Source organism: Amycolatopsis minnesotensis (genome assembly GCF_039529815.1).
Lineage (GTDB): Bacteria > Actinomycetota > Actinomycetes > Mycobacteriales > Pseudonocardiaceae > Amycolatopsis > Amycolatopsis minnesotensis.
On record NZ_BAAANN010000032.1, the window covers coordinates 29,311 to 48,250 of the forward strand.

The 18,940-nt window shown below is 70.4% G+C and carries 17 protein-coding genes; 13 read left to right on the forward strand and 4 right to left on the reverse strand.

Annotated features, from left to right (window positions below; genetic code table 11):
• The first annotated feature begins 138 nt into the window (after nucleotides 1–138).
• Together ABD256_RS32385 and ABD256_RS32390 are read left to right on the forward strand one after the other, a co-directional pair.
• A complete protein-coding gene (locus tag ABD256_RS32385) occupies nucleotides 139–1,380 on the forward strand; it encodes a sensor histidine kinase (RefSeq protein WP_344427764.1) in 1,242 nt (413 codons plus the stop codon).
• Nucleotides 1,365–2,012 (forward strand): response regulator transcription factor, encoded by a 648-nt coding sequence (locus ABD256_RS32390; RefSeq protein ID WP_344427767.1) that lies wholly within the window; start codon nucleotides 1,365–1,367, stop codon nucleotides 2,010–2,012. The genes ABD256_RS32385 and ABD256_RS32390 overlap by 16 nt, the downstream gene beginning before the upstream one ends.
• Nucleotides 2,013–2,023: 11 nt before the next feature.
• Here ABD256_RS32390 and ABD256_RS32395 read toward each other — a convergent pair whose 3' ends face one another.
• Together ABD256_RS32395 and ABD256_RS32400 are read right to left on the reverse strand one after the other, a co-directional pair.
• The gene (locus ABD256_RS32395) at nucleotides 2,024–2,644 is read right to left on the reverse strand and encodes a maleylpyruvate isomerase family mycothiol-dependent enzyme (RefSeq protein ID WP_344427770.1); all 621 of its coding nucleotides are present in this window, start codon (nucleotides 2,642–2,644) and stop codon (nucleotides 2,024–2,026) included.
• A gap of 135 nt (nucleotides 2,645–2,779) precedes the next feature.
• The gene (locus ABD256_RS32400; protein ID WP_344427773.1) at nucleotides 2,780–3,325 is read right to left on the reverse strand and encodes a YbhB/YbcL family Raf kinase inhibitor-like protein; all 546 of its coding nucleotides are present in this window, start codon (nucleotides 3,323–3,325) and stop codon (nucleotides 2,780–2,782) included.
• 175 nt (nucleotides 3,326–3,500) lie between these two features.
• On the opposite strand from ABD256_RS32400, the gene ABD256_RS32405 reads away from it, so the two are divergent.
• The 8 genes from ABD256_RS32405 (at nucleotide 3,501) to ABD256_RS32440 (ending at nucleotide 11,349) form a co-directional block, all read left to right on the forward strand.
• On the forward strand, nucleotides 3,501–4,274 hold the full coding sequence (locus ABD256_RS32405) for a DUF4097 family beta strand repeat-containing protein (RefSeq protein WP_344427776.1): 774 nt from the start codon (nucleotides 3,501–3,503) through the stop codon (nucleotides 4,272–4,274).
• Between the two features lie 45 nt (nucleotides 4,275–4,319).
• Nucleotides 4,320–5,003, forward strand: coding sequence for a DUF4097 family beta strand repeat-containing protein (locus tag ABD256_RS32410; RefSeq protein ID WP_344427779.1), 684 nt, complete (start codon nucleotides 4,320–4,322; stop codon nucleotides 5,001–5,003).
• A gap of 8 nt (nucleotides 5,004–5,011) precedes the next feature.
• Nucleotides 5,012–6,451, forward strand: a complete 1,440-nt coding sequence (locus ABD256_RS32415) for an alpha/beta fold hydrolase (protein ID WP_344427782.1) — start codon at nucleotides 5,012–5,014, stop codon at nucleotides 6,449–6,451.
• Between the two features lie 187 nt (nucleotides 6,452–6,638).
• Complete coding sequence (gene dnaK, locus ABD256_RS32420; protein WP_344427785.1) at nucleotides 6,639–8,528, forward strand: molecular chaperone DnaK; 1,890 nt, start codon at nucleotides 6,639–6,641, stop codon at nucleotides 8,526–8,528.
• Complete coding sequence (gene grpE, locus ABD256_RS32425) at nucleotides 8,525–9,238, forward strand: nucleotide exchange factor GrpE (RefSeq protein ID WP_344427788.1); 714 nt, start codon at nucleotides 8,525–8,527, stop codon at nucleotides 9,236–9,238. Before dnaK ends, grpE begins: the two co-directional genes overlap by 4 nt.
• A 24-nt stretch (nucleotides 9,239–9,262) precedes the next feature.
• Entirely contained in the window at nucleotides 9,263–10,435 is a 1,173-nt protein-coding gene (gene dnaJ / locus ABD256_RS32430; protein WP_344427790.1) for a molecular chaperone DnaJ, read from the forward strand.
• Nucleotides 10,436–10,440: 5 nt separating this feature from the next.
• Nucleotides 10,441–10,890: a heat shock protein transcriptional repressor HspR gene (locus tag ABD256_RS32435; protein WP_344427999.1), complete on the forward strand. Its 450-nt coding sequence runs from the start codon at nucleotides 10,441–10,443 to the stop codon at nucleotides 10,888–10,890.
• 336 nt (nucleotides 10,891–11,226) lie between these two features.
• The gene (locus ABD256_RS32440; protein WP_344427793.1) at nucleotides 11,227–11,349 is read left to right on the forward strand and encodes a hypothetical protein; all 123 of its coding nucleotides are present in this window, start codon (nucleotides 11,227–11,229) and stop codon (nucleotides 11,347–11,349) included.
• A 3-nt stretch (nucleotides 11,350–11,352) separates the two neighbouring features.
• Here the strand turns inward: ABD256_RS32440 and ABD256_RS32445 are convergent, their stop codons facing one another.
• Both ABD256_RS32445 and ABD256_RS32450 read right to left on the reverse strand, forming a co-directional pair.
• Complete coding sequence (locus ABD256_RS32445) at nucleotides 11,353–12,051, reverse strand: dienelactone hydrolase family protein (protein ID WP_344427796.1); 699 nt, start codon at nucleotides 12,049–12,051, stop codon at nucleotides 11,353–11,355.
• Between the two features lie 46 nt (nucleotides 12,052–12,097).
• The gene (locus ABD256_RS32450) at nucleotides 12,098–13,270 is read right to left on the reverse strand and encodes a globin domain-containing protein (protein WP_344427799.1); all 1,173 of its coding nucleotides are present in this window, start codon (nucleotides 13,268–13,270) and stop codon (nucleotides 12,098–12,100) included.
• A gap of 462 nt (nucleotides 13,271–13,732) precedes the next feature.
• Here ABD256_RS32450 and ABD256_RS32455 point away from each other — a divergent pair, with 462 nt between their 5' ends.
• From ABD256_RS32455 to clpB, 3 genes are all read left to right on the forward strand, one after another.
• Nucleotides 13,733–14,182 carry a MarR family winged helix-turn-helix transcriptional regulator gene (locus tag ABD256_RS32455; RefSeq protein ID WP_344428002.1) on the forward strand — a complete coding sequence of 150 codons (450 nt, stop codon included), beginning with the start codon at nucleotides 13,733–13,735 and terminating at the stop codon, nucleotides 14,180–14,182.
• 50 nt (nucleotides 14,183–14,232) lie between these two features.
• Nucleotides 14,233–16,110 carry an MFS transporter gene (locus ABD256_RS32460; protein ID WP_344428005.1) on the forward strand — a complete coding sequence of 626 codons (1,878 nt, stop codon included), beginning with the start codon at nucleotides 14,233–14,235 and terminating at the stop codon, nucleotides 16,108–16,110.
• 175 nt (nucleotides 16,111–16,285) lie between these two features.
• Complete coding sequence (gene clpB / locus ABD256_RS32465) at nucleotides 16,286–18,883, forward strand: ATP-dependent chaperone ClpB (RefSeq protein WP_344427802.1); 2,598 nt, start codon at nucleotides 16,286–16,288, stop codon at nucleotides 18,881–18,883.
• The last annotated feature ends 57 nt before the right edge of the window (nucleotides 18,884–18,940 follow it).

The window sequence follows — 18,940 nt, forward strand, 5'->3', positions numbered from 1 at the left end:
GTTAGGGAGCGCGCGGGCCGCCCGGTACCGGTCTGGGCGCACGGGTGGGTGTGGCTGGACCTACTCCTGGCGCGAACCCCTGTGGCTCCGGCGCCGCGCGGTGCACAGTGGACACACCAAGCCGGAGGAGGGAGGGCCATGCGACAGCTGGTGTCGAGTGCCTGTGTGGGGTTCGGGCGGGCGTGCGTGCTGGCGGTCGTCGGCATGCTGGTCCCCGCCGTGTGGGCGGGCGCCGTGGCGCTGACGATCTGGTGGGGCAGCCCGTGGGCGGGGATCGGGCCGTTCGTGTGGGCATGGCTCGGCACGATCCTGCTGGCCCGCCCGATCTGCCGGATGGTCCGCTTCCTCGTCGCGAAGTGGACGGCCACCGCGATCCCCGCCGGGTACCGGCGGGCCGAGCCGGTGGTGCGGATGTCGACCGGGTACTGGTGGAACGGCTCTTCGTACTCGCGCAGCAGCCGCGAAGCCCGCCAGGACCAGCGGCTGCGGCTCTGGCGGACCGATCCCGCCACCTGGCGCGACCTGCGCTTCATGGCGATCCTCCCGCTCACCGTCGGCGTGGTCGCGGCCGTCCCGCCCGTCGGGGTCGCGGTGGCGGTGCTCGGGTTCAGCGGGCCGGTGCCCCTGCTCGGAGTCCTCGGACTGGTCGTTGCCGCCGGGAGCGCGCCGTACGCATGGCGGCTCCTGGAGCCGGTGGCCGTCCGCTTCCTGCGCGCTTCCCCCGCGATGGAACTGGAAGACCGCGTCGACGAGTTGACGGCCCAGCGCGCGGACACCACGATCGCGCAGGCGGCCGAGATCCGCCGGATCGAACGGGACCTGCACGACGGCGCGCAAGCCCGCCTGGTTTCGCTCGGCATTTCGCTGGCCACCGTGGAAAAGCTGATGGACACCGACCCGGACCGGGCCAAGGCGCTGCTCGCCGAAGCGCGGTCGGGCGCCGCTTCGTCGATGGCGGAGCTTCGCGAACTCGTCAAGGGAATCAGCCCGCCGGTGCTGACCGAACGCGGGCTCGTCGACGCCGTTCGCGCCTTCGCCCTCGACAGTCCACTTGAGACAGTGGTCGTCGCGGAGGTGGAGCTGCGCCTCGATCCGCCGGTCGAAGCGGCCGTCTACTTCGGAATCGCCGAGCTGGTGACCAACGCGGCCAAGCACGCCGGGGCGAGCAGGGCACGGGTTTCGATCGCCAGGGACGGCCGCGACACCGGCGTCGTCGTCGAGGTCGAGGACGACGGCAGGGGTGGTGCCGAGGAGCGGCCCGGCGGCGGGCTCGCGGGCCTGCGCCGACGCCTCGCGGTGTTCGACGGCACCTGCGAGATCACCAGCCCGCGGGGCGGGCCGACGACGGTGAGGATGATGGTGCCATGCGAATCGTGGTAGCCGAGGACCTCTACCTGCTGCGCGAAGGGATGGTCCGGCTCATCGAGGCCTACGGGCACGAGGTGGTGGCGACGGCGGCCACCGGCCCGGAGACGCTCGAGGCGCTGCTGAAGTGGCGCCCGGACGTGTCCGTGGTCGACGTCCGGATGCCGCCGAACCAGTCGGACGAGGGGCTGAAGGCGGCGCTCGCGGCCCGCCGCGAACTGCCGGGGCTGCCGGTCCTGATCCTGTCCCAGCACGTCGAACAGCTCTATGCCCGCGAACTGCTGGCCGACGGCGCGAGCGGGGTCGGCTACTTCCTCAAGGAGAGCGTGTTCGACGCCGACCAGTTCGACGACGCACTGCACCGCGTCGCCGGTGGCGGCACCGCGATGGACCCGGCCGTGATCACCAAGCTGCTGTCCAGCGGGTCCTCGAACCGGCGGCTCGAAGGTCTCACCGAACGCGAGCACTCGGTGCTCGGCCTGATGGCCGAGGGCCTGTCGAACCAGGCCATCGGCCAGCGGCTGTTCCTCAGCGAAAGCGCCGTCAGCAAGTACACGACGTCCATGTTCGGCAAGCTCGGCATCACCGACGACGACAGCAGCAACCGCCGCGTGCTGGCCGTGCTCACCTACCTGAACCAGAGCTGACCGCGCGCCGGTCAGCCGATGCGGCTCGCGAGCGTCGGCTGACCGGGGCCGGAAAGCCCTTCCACCGCACCGCGCCTGCCCGCGATGGCCATCAGGATCGCCTCGCCGGTGCCGCGGACCTCCGGGCCGGTCCCGTTCGTCCAGTCCACATCGATGGCGACGAGGTGCAGTCCCCGCGCACGGGGACCCGCGCCGACGGGCGGCGCCTTCAACGCGGCCGACAGCACGGTCTTCAAGCGCTCCTCCGGCATTTCCCTCGGCAGGCCGAGCGGGCGGCGGATGTCCTGGTGGTGGATGAACCCGTCGACGAGCCCGATCATGCCGCCGAACAGCGTGCTGAACCCCTTCGGCTCCAGGTGCGCGTTGAGGAACGCGAGCAGTTCCTCCGGCGTGCGCGTGCGGTAGCGGGCCAGCGCGACCTCGTTGATCCGGCCCGGCTGGAACCGGCCCTTCACGAGCGTCGCGAGCACGCCCCCGAAGCCGAGTTCCTCGTAGCTGGTCATGTGCGCGACGACATCGCGGACGCGCCAGCCCTCGCACAGGGTTTCGTGGTCCCACTGCTCTGGCGTGAGCGTCGCCAGGAACGCGGCGAGATCCGCCCGTTCCTCGCGCGCGAGATCCTTCATCGTCATGCGCTCATCCTGTCAGCCCGGCGGAGCCGGTGGCCCGTCTCGCCGCGAGTCCCTGCTGGCCACCATGACCGCGCTGGACGCCATCTCGCGAAGGACGCGTTCCGGGGCCATGCCGCGCCCGTCCGGGCCGGGTGCTCAGCCCTTGTTCTCGTGGGTCGGTGTGATCGTCGCGCGGCCCAGCGTGTGGCCGAACATGTTGAAGCCGAGGAACGCGGGCGTGGCGTTCCCGTCGACGGAGTCCGTGAGCGATTCCACGTCGAGGGCGTGCACGGCGAAGATGTAGCGGTGCGGCCCGTGTCCCGGCGGCGGCGCGGCGCCGAGGAACTGCTTCACGCCGCCGTCGTTCTTCAGCGTGCGCGCGCCGGCGGGCAGGCCGGAGCCGCTCGAATCGCCGGCGCCGGAGGGCAGTTCGGTCGTCGACGCGGGCAGGTCGAGCACGGCCCAGTGCCAGAACCCGCTCGCGGTGGGGGCGTCCGGGTCGTAGCAGGTGACGACGAAGCTCTTCGTCCCCTCCGGGGCGCCTTCCCACGAAAGGTGCGGCGAGCGGTCTTCGCCACCGGCGCCGAAGATGCCGCTGAGGTGCGGGGTGGCGAGCGGTTCGCCGTTCGCGACGTCGTTGCTGCGCAGGGTGAAGCCCGGCGCGGGGGGAAGGAAGTCGTACGGGTTGGGGGGCTGCGGCATCGATCCTCCATGTTCTCGGGAAAGCTGCGCCGCCGACTCTAGTGCGGTCGTGCCGCGTTCGCCGGGGTGGAGGTAGGGGCAGCCTCAGGGGCGATCCGGGGGATCGCCCCGATGTCCCCGGTGCCCTCGACCCCTTAGCGTCATCGACGTCGAAAAGCTGCGACTGGAGGACTCAATGGTACGGCCGGCACTGGCACTCGGGGGGCTCGCGCTGATCGGGCTCGGTGTGGTCATGGCCACCGGCTGGTGGTGGCCGTCCTCGGCGCACGCCGACGCCGAGGTCGCGGAGGCGGTGAAGACGGTGCGCATCGACAACGGCTCCGGCTCGGTCAAGATCAGGACCGGTGCCGACGCGAAGTCGTCCGTGCGGCAGGAGTTCAACTACCACTGGGGCGACAAGCCGGGCAACTCCTTCCGCGTCGAGGGCGACACGCTGGTGCTCGCCGACTGCGGCAGCGACTGCTCCGTCGACTACGACGTCGTGGTGCCGAAGGGGACCGTGGTGACCGGGAAGAACGGCTCGGGGGACGTGAAGATCCAGGGGGCCGCGAGCGCGGACGTCACCTCGGGCTCCGGCCAGGTCACCGTGCTGGGCGTCGAGGGCCCGGCGACGGTCAGCACCAGCTCCGGCGACATCGAAGTGCACGACATCGGCGGCGAGGTGCGAGCGCGCGCCCAGTCCGGGCACGTCCGCGGCGACGGGCTGCGCGCGAAGATCGACGCCGAGGCGCAGTCCGGTGACGTGGACCTGAAGGTCACCAGCCCGCAGGACATCCGCGCGCACACCGGCAGCGGCCACGTCAGGCTCACCGTCCCGCAGGACACCTACCGCGTCGAAGGCGATTCCGGCAGCGGCGAACGGGACATCTCCGTCGGCCAGAGCGCGTCCGGGACGCACCTGCTCGACATCGACACCGGCAGTGGCGACGTCACCGTGCAAGCCGCCTGAGCCGCTTGAACCGTCCACACCAGACAATCGGGGGAAGAAACCGCCATGGGAAAGACAGAACTGCGGGTGCTGGGCGCCGTCGTGCTCGGTGCCGCGGTGGCGCTGGCGATCACCGCCTGCACCGGGCTGGGGCCAGCCGAGGCCGCGAGTGACGGAAAGCCGATCACCGCACCGGTTTCCGTGGTGAAGTTCGACGTGCCGACCGGCGGAGTGCACGTGCGCGTCGAGGACGGCGCGCCGGTTTCGATCCGGCGCGAGCTGAAGTTCTCCGGCACCAAGCCCGTCGGCGACTCCCACCACGTGGAGGGCGGCGCGCTGGTGCTGAACGGCTGCGGCGACGGCTGCGCGGTCAACTACGACGTGGTGGTGCCCGCCGCGCTGCCGGTGTCCGGCCACGTCGGCACCGGGTCCGTGGTGCTCGACCGCGCGGCCTCGGCCGACGTGCGCACCACCACCGGCGGGATCGACGTGCACGGAGTCAGCGGCACCGTGCGCGCCGAGGCGCGGACCGGGGACGTGCGCACCGCGCAGACGAAGCCGGGCGCGGTGTACGCGGCCGCGCAGACCGGCTCGGTCACCGTGACCGTGCCGCCGTCCACCTACCGCGTGACCGCCGAGGCGCGGACCGGCCGCGTCGACCTCCGGATCCCGAACACGCCGTCGGCGGCCGACACCGTCGAAGCGCACGCCGGGACCGGCTCGGTCACCGTGACTCCCGCGGCGAACTGAGGACCGTGTTGAAGCTCGAAGCCCTCGCCGCGGCGGCCCTGCTCGTGCCGCTGGCCGCCGGGACCGCCGTCGCGGCCGGACCCGCGCCGCTGACCTGGACCCCGTGCGCTGCCCCTGGCACCGACCCGACGGTCGAATGCGCGTCGGTCGAGGTGCCGATCGACCGCGCGAACCCGGCGCTCGGCACCGCGAAGATCGCGCTGAACCGGTTGCCAGCCAAGGACAAGGCGCATCGCGCCGGCTCCCTGCTGACCAATCCCGGCGGGCCGGGCGGCTCCGGCACCGCGAGCATCGCCTATCAGGACATCGGCTTCGGCACGCCGGAGTTCGCCGAAATCCGCCGGCGCTACGACGTGATCGGGTTCGACCCGCGCGGGATCTGGAAGTCCACGCCGAGGATCCGGTGCGGAACGCCGTACGACCCCGCGGTGAACCGGTTCCCCGTCGACCGCGCCGGGTTCGACCGGCTCGCCGCGTTCACCAAGGCCGCTGGCGAAGAATGCCTCGCCAAGACCGGCCCCCTGCTCGCGAACGCGGACACCGCGAACGTCGTCGAGGACGTCGACGCGATCAGGGCGGCGCTCGGCGAGGACACGGTTTCCTGGTTCGGCCTGTCCTACGGCACGGAAATCGGCGCCATGTACGCCGCGAAGTATCCGCAGCGCGTGCGGGCGATGGTGCTCGACGGCGCGATGGACCACGCCCGTTCGTCGCGGCGCGCGATCGTCGACGAGGCCGCGGCCGTCGAGGACGCCTGGCACCAGTTCGCGACCTGGTGCGACAGTTCGCCGGAGTGCGCACTTCGCGGGCAAAACGTCCTCGCCTACTACGACGGGCTCATGGCGGACGGCGAGCGGGGCAAGGTGCCGTCGAAGCACCTCGGCCGTCCCGCGACCGCCGACGAACTGGCTTCGGGCGCTTACAACGGCCTCGTCGTCTCCAGCGCGTGGCCGGTGCTGTCGAAGGCGCTCGCCGACGCGCGGGCCGACGCCAGCAGGCTGACCACGGCTTCGCAGTTCACCAGGGAGGACTACCCGGCGTACATCGGCGTCGGGTGCCACGACATCCCGTCGCCGTTCGCCGGTCCGCGCGACCTGAAGGCGGCCGCGGACCAGGTGAAACGCGTCGCGCCGCATTCGTGGCGGTACTCGGAGTTCTGGACGATCACCACCGCGTGCACCGGCTGGCCGGTCCCGCCGAAGAACCCGCCGCATCCCGAGCACATCTCCGGGACCGCGCCGATCCTCGTCGTCGGCGGGCAGCACGACCCGGCGACCCCGCTGGTCTGGGCGAAGGGCCTGACGTCCCGCATCGACAACGGCACCCTGCTCACCTACGCCTCGCCGGGGCACTCGGGCACCTACAACTCCAGTTGCGCGCGTGCCGCCATCGCGAAGTACCTGGTGAGCGGCGTCACACCGGCGAAGGGCGCGATCTGCCCGCCGTGAGGGAACAACTCGCGCAGGTGGCTCGTTGGACTGGCAGAAAGGTTGAGCGACCCCGGCTCAAGTCCAGCTTGACGGCGGCGGCTCTCTCTCGATAGAACTTGAGCAGGCCCCGCTCAACGCGGGCGCACCTGTGCAGGTCGGAAACGTAGTACACCGCGGTTCAACCGCACTGATCAGGAGGAACATCATGGCGCGAGCGGTCGGCATCGACCTCGGCACGACCAACTCGGTCGTCGCCGTCCTGGAGGGCGGCGAGCCGGCGGTCATCGCCAACTCCGAAGGATCCCGCACCACCCCGTCCATCGTCGCGTTCGCCAAGAACGGCGAGGTGCTGACCGGGCAGCCCGCGAAGAACCAGGCGGTCACCAACGTCGACCGCACGATCCGGTCCGTCAAGCGCCACATCGGCACCGACTGGAAGACCGAGATCGACGACAAGTCCTACACGTCGCAGGAGATCAGCGCGCGGGTGCTGATGAAGCTCAAGCGCGACGCCGAGTCCTACCTCGGCGAGGAGATCACCGACGCGGTGATCACCGTCCCCGCCTACTTCGAGGACGCGCAGCGCCAGGCCACCAAGGAGGCCGGGCAGATCGCGGGCCTGAACGTGCTCCGCATCGTCAACGAGCCGACCGCGGCCGCGCTGGCCTACGGCCTGGACAAAGGCGAGAAGGAACAGACCATCCTGGTCTTCGACCTCGGTGGCGGCACGTTCGACGTCTCGCTGCTGGAGATCGGCGAGGGCGTCGTCGAGGTCCGCGCGACCTCCGGTGACAACCACCTCGGCGGTGACGACTGGGACGAGCGCATCGTCACCTGGCTGGTCGACAAGTTCAAGGCCTCCAACGGCATCGACCTGACCAAGGACAAGATGGCGCTGCAGCGCATCCGCGAGGCCGCGGAGAAGGCGAAGATCGAGCTGTCCAGCTCGAACAGCGCCAGCATCAACCTGCCGTACATCACCGTGGACGGCGACAAGAACCCGCTGTTCCTCGACGAGACGCTCTCGCGCGCCGAGTTCCAGAAGATCACCTCGGACCTGCTGGACCGCACCAAGTCGCCGTTCAACAACGTCATCCGCGACGCGGGTATCGCGGTCGGCGACATCGACCACGTGGTCCTCGTCGGCGGTTCGACCCGCATGCCCGCCGTCGCCGAGCTGGTCAAGGAGCTGACCGGCGGCCGCGAGCCGAACAAGGGCGTGAACCCGGACGAGGTCGTCGCGGTCGGCGCGGCACTGCAGGCCGGTGTGCTCAAGGGCGAGGTCAAGGACGTCCTGCTGCTCGACGTGACCCCGCTGTCGCTGGGCATCGAGACCAAGGGCGGCGTGTTCACCAAGCTCATCGAGCGGAACACCACGATCCCGACGAAGCGCTCGGAGATCTTCTCCACCGCGGACGACAACCAGCCGTCGGTGCAGATCCAGGTGTTCCAGGGTGAGCGCGAGATCGCCGCGCACAACAAGAAGCTCGGCATGTTCGAGCTGACCGGTCTCCCGCCCGCGCCGCGCGGCGTGCCGCAGATCGAGGTCACCTTCGACATCGACGCCAACGGCATCGTGCACGTCCTCGCGAAGGACCTCGGCACGAACAAGGAGCAGTCGATGACGATCACCGGCGGCTCCGCGCTGCCGAAGGACGACATCGAGCGGATGGTCAAGGACGCCGAGGCGCACGCCGAGGAGGACAAGACCCGCCGCGAGGAGGCGGAGACCCGCAACCAGGCGGAGACGCTGGTCTACCAGACCGAGAAGTTCGTCAAGGACAACGAGGACAAGCTCCCCGACGAGCTCAAGGGCAAGGTCAAGACCGCGATCGACGAGGCCAACGAGTCGCTCAAGGGCACCGACTCGGCGAAGATCCGCGAGTCCATCGAGAAGCTGAACACGGCTTCCCAGGAGCTCGGCACGGCGCTCTACGCCAACGCGAACGCCGCGCAGGAAGGCGCCGGTGACACCGCGTCCGCCGGTGCGGGTGCCGCCGGTGACACCGGTTCCGCCAAGGCCGACGACGTCGTGGACGCCGAGATCGTCGACGACGAGAAGGCCGACGACAAGTCCGGGGATGCGAAGAAGTGACTGGCAAGCACGACGAAAGCGCACAGCAGGCTCCGGAGGAGCCCGTGGTGGTCCGCGATCGCCGGAAGATCGACCTGGAGACGGGGCAGCTGCGCGAGCAGTCCGCCCCGGAACCGGTCGAGCCGGAAGGTGCCGCGGCCGAATCGGGTCCGTCGCTCGGAGAGTCCATTGTGGATGAAGCGGTGCCCGCGCAGACCGATCTCGAAAAGGAGCTGGCGGAGCGCACCGCCGATCTGCAGCGAGTGCAGGCGGAGTACGCGAACTACCGGCGCCGCGTCGAGCGGGACAAGGAAGCCGTCGCGGTCGCCGGCAAGGCGTCCGTGGTCGGCGACCTGCTCCCGCTGCTCGACGATCTCGAGCGGGCCGAGCAGCACGGCGACTACACCGGCGCGCTGAAGGCCGTCGGCGACAAGCTCGTCGCCGGTCTGCAGCGCGCGGGGCTCGCGTCGTTCGGTGCCGAGGGCGAGCCCTTCGACCCGAGCGTGCACGAGGCCGTCCAGCACAACACGTCGCCGGAGGTGGCAGGGCCGACCGTCACCGTGGTGATGCGGCGCGGCTACCAGCTCGGTGACCGGGTGCTGCGGGCCGCGCTGGTCGGGGTCACCGACCACGAGCCCGGCGCGGCGCCGGTCGACCCGCCGTCCGAGGGCGAACTGCCACTGGACGGGGTCGCCGAGGCGGCGAAGACCGAAGAGAACTCCGAACACTAGATACGACCAGGGAGGAGGCGCCCGATGAGCGCTCGGGAGTGGATCGGCAAGGACTTCTACCGTGAGCTGGGCGTCTCCTCCGACGCCACGGCGGACGAGATCAAGAAGTCGTACCGCAAGCTGGCCAAGGAGAACCACCCGGACGCGAACGCCGGGAACCCGCAGGCCGAGCAGAAGTTCAAGGCCGTGTCCGAGGCGTACGGCGTGCTGTCCGATCCGGGCAAGCGCAAGGAGTACGACGAGGCGCGCCAGATGTTCGGCGGCGGCGGGCCCGGCGGGTTCAACTTCCCCGGCGGCCAGGGTGGCGGCGGTTTCGACGTCGGCGACATCTTCGGCCAGGCAGGCGCGCAGGGCGGCGGTTTCGGCGGGCTCGGCGACATGCTGGGCAACCTGTTCGGCGGCCGTCGAGGCGCCGCGGGTGCCACGGCGAACCGCCCGCAGCGGGGCGCGGACGTGGAAACCGATGTCCGGATCGACTTCGTCGAGGCAGTGAAGGGCGCGACGCTGCCGTTGCGGCTGTCGAGCCCCGCCACGTGCGCTACCTGTGGCGGCAACGGTGCCAAACCGGGCACGAGCCCTCGGCTGTGCCCGACGTGCAGCGGCAGCGGGCTGGTCAGCCGGAGCCAGGGCGCGTTCGCGTTCTCCGAGCCGTGCCAGGACTGCCGAGGCCGCGGCAAGATCATCGACGACCCGTGCCCCGAATGCGCGGGCGAGGGCGTCAGCACCCGCACCAGGACGCTCACCGTGCGGATCCCGCCCGGTGTCGACGACAACCAGCGCATCCGGCTGGCCGGCCAGGGCGAACCGGGCCGCGGCGGCGCGCAGGCGGGCGACCTGTTCGTCCGCGTGCACGTGGCGCCGCACCCGCTGTTCGGGCGCAAGGAGCTCGACCTGACCATCACGGTCGGCGTGAGCTTCGCCGAGCTCACCCTCGGCGGCACGATCACGGTGCCCACGCTCGACTCGAAGGTTTCGGTGAAGGTTCCGCCCGGTACCGCCAGCGGCCGCGTGCTGCGGGTGCGGGGCAAGGGCATCACGAAGCGGGACGGCAAGCAGGGCGACCTGCTCGTCACCCTGCAGGTCGCCGTTCCGTCCACTGTGGACGAGAAGGCGAAGGCGGCGCTGGAGAGCTACGCGGAGGCCGTCAAGGATCAGGACCCACGTCCGGAGATCACTGAGCTGCTGCAAGGGCGGTGAGCACGATGGCGGTGTTCGGCATGCTCCCGGGCGGGGGGCTTCCAGGCGGTGCCGACGAGGACACCCCGGTCTTCGTCATCTCGGTGGCCGCGCAGCTCTCCGGGATGCACGCGCAGACGCTCCGCTCCTACGACCGGCAAGGGCTCGTCTCGCCCGGCCGGACCTCGGGCGGCGGGCGGCGCTACTCCATGCGGGACATCGCCGTCCTGCGCGAGGTGCAGCGGCTCTCCCAGGAGGAGGGCGTCAACCTCTCCGGTATCAAGCGCATCATCGAACTGGAGAACCAGGTCGACGCGCTGCGGATGCGGGTGCAGGAACTGACCGAAGAGCTGGCCTCGGCCTACGCCGCGGCCGAACAGGCGGCGGCGTCGATCCACGCGTCGTACCGCAAGGACCTGGTGCCGATGCGGCAGCAGACCTCACTCGTGGTCTGGAAACCGCGCCGCACCCGCTGACCCTTCCGGCCAGGCCCGCCGACGTCCGCACCCGGACCCGGCGGGCCCTTTTCGTGCGCGCGCCGAACCCGCTCGGTCCCGCCGAACCTGCCTGGCTGATCGAACGCACCTGGTCGCACCGGGCAAAACCTGCTCGCGCCAACCACAACTGGTTAAGAAGAATCCCCCACCCGTCCCGGGGGCGGCCCCAAGCCCAGCATACCGCCACCCCGTCCCGGAAAGGGGCGACTGACCGAGTTGTCCACAGGTGCCCCGGCTGTGGACAACTTAGTTGACAGCGCGCGGTTTTCCTGGACCGGATTCCCCGGAACAGAGCCCGGCGATTGTGCGGATTCCGTGGGACGCGTGGAGCCGGTCGGCATCCTGGCGCGGCCGGACGCGCTCCGCGCCACCGAGGTAGACGGCGTCGTGTGCTTCACCGGAATGCCGTCGAACGAGTGGCTTGTGGTCCGGACCTGAAGCTCAGCGCAGGTGTTCGGCGAAGAACGCGAGCACCCGCCGCCAAGCGTCCTCATTGGACTCGTGGTGGTACCCGAAACCGGTGGTGACGCGCAACAGGCGGTTCAGCGGGAGCTGGTTCGCGAAGCTGTGGCCCGCGTCCGGGTATTCCTTGACGTCGTGCGGAATCCCGCGCTCGGCGAGTGCCGACTCCAGTTTCGCCGCGGCACCCTTCAGGGTCACGTCCTTGCGGCCGAAGCTCGCCACCACCGGGCAGGCTTCGTCCAAAACGGACAGGTTCTTCGGGAGCTGGCCGTAGTACGGCGCGGACGCGTCGAACTCGCCGCTGGCGGCGACGAGCGCGAAACCGCCGCCAAGGCAGAACCCGACCACGCCGACCTTCCCGGTGCAGTCGTCCCGCTCGGCGAGTGCGCGGCGCGCCGCGTCGATGTCGTCGAAGGCGCGGCCCTTGGCGGCGAACAGGTCGCGGAAGACGCCCTTCAGGCAGCGCAACGCGCCGCCCCGCGAGTACATGTCGGGCGCGAGCACGAGATAGCCCGCGGTGGCGAACCGTTCGGCGATGGTCTTCGCGTCCTGGGTGAGCCCGGCCGCGTCGTGGATGAGCACCACCGCCGGATACGGGCCGGGGCCGGACACCTCCGGCAGTGGCTCGGCGAGGTACCCCTTGATGGATCCGTCGGCAACCGTGATCGCAGTCTCCATCCCGCGAGGCTACCCGCGAGTAATGAGAGTCTCCAGTGGCGAGCGGTCAGTCGATGGTGAACGGGTCGTAGCGGATTTGATCCAGCGCCGTTCCCGCGACGAGCATCCTGGACACGGTCGCCCTGATCATCGCGGGCGACCCGGACACCAGCACGTTGTGGTCGGGCCACGCGCCGTGCCGCGTGATCGCTTCGGCCAGCGTGCCGTGTTCGCAGCCGGTGAGGCCGGGGCCGTGCTCCACCACCGGGGTCACGGTGAGCCACGGGTTCGTCGACGCGAGCATGCGCAGGTTTTCCAGGTTGTAGAGGTCTTCGCGGGTGCGGTCGCCGTAGAACACCCGGACCCTCGGGTTCTCGCCCCACTGGGCCAGTTCGTCGAGCAGGGACTGGACGGTCGCGACCCCGGTGCCGCCCGCGACCATCAGGACGTCGCGGTCGCTTTCCCGGTCGACGCTCATCCGGCCGAGCGGCGGCCCGAACCGCCACACGTCGCCTTCCTGGGTGTGGCTGACGATCGCGCGCGAGACCCAGCCGCCCTCGACCGCGCGCACGTGGAACTCCATCGAGCCGTCTTCGCGCGGGGCGTTCGCGGGTGAGAGGTACCGCCACAACCGGGGCCGCTGCGGCACTTCGACGCTCATGTACTGGCCGGGGAGGAAGGGAAGCTGCCGCTCCGGCTGGAGCCGGACGAGCGCGAGGTCCCAGCTGAGCCTGCGGTGCTCGGCGACGGTGGCCGTCCAGGACGCCGGGTTCGTGTCGGCGGCGGCCGCCTCCTGCATGGACCTGGCGATGATCGTGAACGCCTCGGCCCAGGCGCGCTCCACTTCGGGCGTCCATTCCGGACCGAGGTGCTTCTTCAGCGAAGCGAGCAGCGCGGTGCCGACCGCCTCGTAGTGCTTGGGGATGACGCCGAACTTGCGGTGGTCCCTGCCGAGCTGGCGCAGGAACGGCACCAGGTCGTCCGGGCGGTCGACCATCTGGACCACGTGCACGAGCGCGCGCACGAGCCTGCCGCGCTGCACTTCCATGTTGATCGGGAAGAAGTCGCGCGTCGCGGGCGCGAGGGTGAACAACATGCCGTAGAAGAACTGCGAGATCTCCGGCAGGTACGGCTCCGCCTTCGCCCAGGCATCCCTGATCAGCCGCACCATGTGGGTGACGGCTGGCGGGGCCTCCCGGTGACTGGTCCGGGGGACGGGGCTGACGGCGTCGGCGGTCATCTCGGTGTCTGCTCGCAGGGATTTCGGTGGGCGGGGATCCTCCGTGGGGGATTATTCATGAACGGCCCGTCGTTACGAGTTCGTCGGCGGACACCGGCCACACCCCGCGATCAGTGGCCACTTCGGTCATGAATATTCCATCCTCTTGATCAAATGCGCGTCGCGGGGATGCCGGGCGGGCAGTCCGCAGAGTAACCGGCAGGCGGCCGAATCCCAGCAAGGTTGCGCCAGACGGGTGGTGTTGCCCGGCACTGGGGTGCGCTAGCTCACGCCAAGGATAGTTGTGCTAAGCAACTAGCTGATAGTAAACTTGTATGGCGCAAGCAATTGGCGCGAGCACCGCGAAGAAGAGGGAGGCCGGTCCACATGGGTGAGCAGCCGGAAACGCTCGAACGCCCCGCCGTGGGCACCGAAGCGGACCTGGGTGTCGAGCCGCGTGGCGGCCCCAGTGACAACGCCAGCATGGAGCTGATGCGCCAGCTCCGCGCCTCCGCGCAGCTCCAGCACGGCTGGATCGCGCAGGCGTGGAACGCCGAGCCGGGCATCCACCCCGCCGCGGGCATGCTGCTCGCGGAGCTGGCCCATCGCGGTGAGAGCCGCCCGTCCGAGCTGGCCAAGCGCCGCATGGTGGACCTGTCCGTGATCAGCAGGCAGATCTCCCAGCTCGCCGCCGCGGGCCTGATCGAACGGCGGCCCGCCCCCGAAGACGGGCGCGCGGCGCTGATCCGGGTCTCCGAACAGGGCGAGGCGCAGCTCGAACGCTGGCGCGGGCTGTACATCGCCTTCGTCAAACGCGCGCTCGGGAACTGGTCCGACGACGACGTCGACGCGCTGACCCGGCGACTGGAACTGATGAACGAAGACCTGCGCGACGCACTGGGTGGCTGTCCCGCGCAGGACGGAAAGAAGTGAGGGGGACCGTGAGCACACCAACCGTGACGAGCGCCGGCCCGGCGGAACCGATGACCCACCGGCAGATCATGAAGGCGTTCTCGGGCCTCTTGCTGGCCCTGCTCGTCGCCATGCTGTCGTCGACCATCGTGTCCAACGCGCTGCCGACGATCCTCGCCGATCTCCACGGCTCGCAGAGCCAGTACACCTGGGTGGTCACCGCCACCCTGCTGACCTCCACCGCGACCACGCCGCTGTGGGGCAAGCTGTCCGACCTGTTCAGCAAGAAGCTGCTGTACCAGCTCGCCATCGTGATCTTCACGCTCGGCTCCGCGCTCGGCGGCATCGCGCAGTCGATGCCGGAGCTGATCGCCTACCGCGCGCTGCAGGGCATCGGCCTCGGCGGGCTGCAGGCACTGATCCAGGTCGTGATCGCGGCGATGATCTCGCCGCGCGACCGCGGCCGCTACTCCGGCTACATCGGTGCCACCTTCGCCGTGGCGACCGTTTCCGGCCCGCTCGTCGGCGGGCTCATCGTGGACTCCCCGCTCGGCTGGCGCTGGTGCTTCTGGGTGTGCGTGCCGGTCGCCGTCGCCGCGTTCGTGGTGCTCGGCAGGACGCTGCACCTGCCCGTCCTCACGCGCAAGGTCAAGATCGACTGGCTCGGCGCGACCCTGCTCGTCGGCGGTGTCGCCCTGCTGCTGATCTGGGTTTCGCTGGCGGGCAAGAGCTTCGCGTGGGGCTCGTGGACAACGGTCGCCTACGTCGGTGGCGCGCTCGTTTCGCTCGGGCTCGCGGTGTTCGTCGAGTCGCGGGCCAGCGAGCCGGTGCTGCCGCTGCGCCTGTTCCGCAACCGCACGATCACGCTGTCCGTGCTCGGCACGCTCGCGGTCGGCACGGCGATGTTCGGCGGCTCGGTGTTCCTCGGGCAGTACTACCAGATCGCGCGCGGCTTCTCCCCGACGCACGCGGGCCTGATGACGATGCCGCTGGTGCTCGGCCTCTTCCTCTCGTCGACGGTTTCCGGGCAGGTCATCTCGCGCACCGGCCGCACGAAGCCGTTCATGGTGGCGGGAGCGGTGTTGCTGCTGGTCGGCCTCGGGCTGCTCAGCACCGTCGACCACGCCACGAACCTGACCCTGATGGGCTCGTACCTCGCGGTGATGGGCATCGGCATCGGGTTCCTCATGCAGAACCTGGTGCTGGTCGTGCAGAACACGGTGGCCATGCACGACATGGGCTCCGCGTCCTCGGTGGTCACGTTCTTCCGGACGCTCGGCGGCTCGGCCGGTGTTTCCGCGCTCGGCGCGGTGCTGTCCGCGCAGGTCGCGACGAACGTCAGCGCGGCGCTCGGCGGCAAGGGCGGCGGCGCGGGCGGTGGCTCGCTCGACCTCAAGGCGCTGCCGGAACCGGTCCGCGCCGTTGTGCGCACCGCCTACGGCGACGCCACCGGCAAGGTTTTCCTGATCGCCGCGTGCATCGCGGTTGTCACGCTGCTCGCGGTGGTACTCATGAGGGAGACGCCGCTGCGCGCGAGCCTCGACTTGCGCGAGGAGGCGGCGCCGGAGGAGGCCGAGACCGTGGAATTCCAGCCGATCCAGCAGGCGCACGCGCCAAGGCACGCCCGAACGGACGACCGGCCGCGCGCCTGGTTCGAACCGGAGCAGCAGCCGGTCTCCCCCGTGCACGGCGTGGTGCTCACCCCGGATGGCGCCCCGGTCGTCGGCGCCGCGGTGACGCTGACCGACGCCGCGGGCCACCAGGTCGCCCGCACCAGCACGAACGACGTCGGCGGTTACCGCCTCCCGGCACCGGGGAGCGGTCACCACATCCTCATCACCGCCGCGCCCGAGCACACGCCGGAAGCGGTGGCGCTCGACCTCGCGGGCAGGCCACTGCACCACGACGTCACCATGGCGCGCGCCGACTCACTCGTCAGCGTGCACTGAGCGGCTCGCTCAAAGCCCCCGGAGGCTGCGCCTCCGGGGGCTTCTCGCTGCCCGCCAGCAGCCGGGATGAAGAAAAACGAAGTTGAGCGGAACAGACTCAACTTTTCTGACGTTGTACTTGTCGATGGCCCATGGTGGAGGCTGTCACCAGGCATGCACAACACAGAGGTGAGGGATGGACGCTTTCAACCCGACGACGAAGACCCAGCAGGCGATCTCGTCGGCGGCGCAGGCGGCGACCGTCGCGGGGAACCCGGACGTCGCGCCGCCGCACCTGCTCGGTGCGCTGCTGGCCCAGGGCGACGGGATCGCCGGGCCGTTGCTGACCGCCGTCGGCGCCGACGTGGACCAGGTGCACAAGGAGCTGGAGCCGATCGCCCGCGCGCTCCCTTCGGCGACCGGTGCCACCGTGTCCACGCCCCAGTTCGACACGTTCGCGCTCAAGTCGCTGACCCACGCGCAGAAGCTCGCCACCGAACTCGGCGACGAGTACGTCTCGACCGAGCACCTGCTGGTGGGGCTCGCGTCCGAGGGCGGCCAGGTCGCCGACCTGCTCAAGCGGCACGGCGCGACCCCCGACGCGCTGCGCGACGCGTTCCAGAAGGTGCGCGGTTCCGCGCGGATCACCAGCCCCGATCCCGAAGGCACGTTCAAGGCGCTGGAGAAGTACGGCGTCGACCTGACCGCGCGCGCCCGCGCCGGCGAGCTCGACCCGGTGATCGGCCGCGACACCGAGATCCGCCGCGTCGTCCAGGTGCTTTCGCGGCGCACCAAGAACAACCCGGTGCTGATCGGCGAGCCCGGTGTCGGCAAGACCGCCATCGTGGAGGGCCTCGCGCAGCGGGTCGTCGCCGGTGACGTGCCGGAGTCGTTGCGCGGCAAGCGGGTCGTGTCGCTCGACCTCGGGTCGATGGTCGCGGGCGCGAAGTTCCGCGGCGAGTTCGAGGAGCGGCTCAAGGCCGTGCTCAAGGAGATCACCGACTCCGCGGGCGAGGTCATCACCTTCATCGACGAGCTGCACACCATCGTCGGCGCCGGCGCGACCGGTGAGGGCGCGATGGACGCGGGCAACATGATCAAGCCGATGCTCGCCCGCGGTGAGCTGCGCATGGTCGGCGCGACCACGCTCGACGAGTACCGCCAGCACATCGAGAAGGACGCCGCGCTGGAGCGGCGCTTCCAGCAGGTCGTGGTCGGCGAGCCGTCGGTCGAGGACACCATCGGCATCCTGCGCGGCCTCAAGGAGCGCTACGAGGTGCACCACGGTGTCCGGATCACCGACGCCGCGCTGGTCGCCGCCGCGACGCTGTCCGACCGCTACATCACCGCGCGCTTCCTGCCGGACAAGGCGATCGACCTCGTCGACGAGGCGGGTTCGCGGCTGCGGATGGAGATCGACTCGCGGCCGGTGGAGATCGACGAGGTGGAGCGGCGCGTCCGCCGCCTCGAGATCGAAGAGATGGCACTGTCCAAAGAGGACGACGCGGCGTCGCGGGAGCGTCTCGCCGCGCTGCGCGCCGAACTGGCGGAGCAGCGCGAGCAGCTCTCCGCGCTGACCACGCGCTGGCAGAACGAGAAGGGTTCGATCGAAAAGGTCCGCGACCTCAAGGAGCAGCTCGAACAGCTGCGCGGCGAGGCGGACCGCGCCGAGCGCGACGCCGATCTCGGCCGTGCCGCCGAACTCCGCTACGGCAAGATCCCGGCGCTGGAGAAGGACCTCGAAGCCGCCACCGCGGCCAGCGAGTCCGCCGCGAGCGCGCAGGTCATGCTGAAGGAGGAGGTCGGCAGCGACGACATCGCCGACGTGGTGAGCCTGTGGACCGGGATCCCGGCGGGCAGGCTGCTCGAAGGTGAGACCGGCAAGCTGCTCCGGATGGAGGACGAGCTGGGCAAGCGCGTCATCGGCCAGCCGGAGGCCGTCACCGTCGTGTCCGACGCGGTGCGCCGCACGCGCGCCGGTGTCGCCGACCCCGACCGGCCGACCGGGTCGTTCCTGTTCCTCGGCCCCACCGGTGTCGGCAAGACCGAGCTGGCGAAGGCGCTCGCCGAGTTCCTGTTCGACGACGAGCGCGCGATGCTCCGGATCGACATGAGCGAGTACTCGGAGAAGCACTCGGTGGCCAGGCTCGTCGGCGCGCCCCCGGGGTACGTCGGCTACGACCAGGGCGGGCAGCTCACCGAATCCGTGCGGCGCAGGCCGTACTCGGTGGTCCTGCTCGACGAGGTCGAGAAGGCGCACCCCGACGTGTTCGACGTGCTGCTGCAGGTGCTCGACGACGGCAGGCTCACCGACGGCCAGGGCCGCACGGTGGACTTCCGCAACACCATCCTGGTGCTGACGTCGAACCTCGGCTCGCAGGCGATCGCGGACGCCTCGCTCGACGAGCGGCAGCGGAAGGACGCGGTGCTTTCGGTGGTGCAGCGCCACTTCAAGCCCGAGTTCCTGAACCGGCTCGACGACCTGGTGGTGTTCCACGCGCTCGGCACCGAGCAGCTGACCTCGATCGTCGACATCCAGATCGACCGGCTCGCGAAGCGGCTCGCGTCGCGGCGGCTGACGCTGGACGTCACGGACGGGGCCCGCGAGTGGCTCGCGCTCAACGGCTTCGACCCGATCTACGGCGCGCGCCCGCTTCGGCGGCTCGTGCAGTCCGCGATCGGCGACAAGCTCGCGAAGCAGCTCCTCTCCGGCGAGATCAGGGACGGCGACACCGTCCGTGTCGACATTCCGGAGTTCGAAGCGGGCGATTCGCTGACCATCGAGCGCGCATAAGGGCGGTTTCCCCGAACGGGTTGCGGCGACACGGCCAGCTGATCTTGGTCGGCTGGC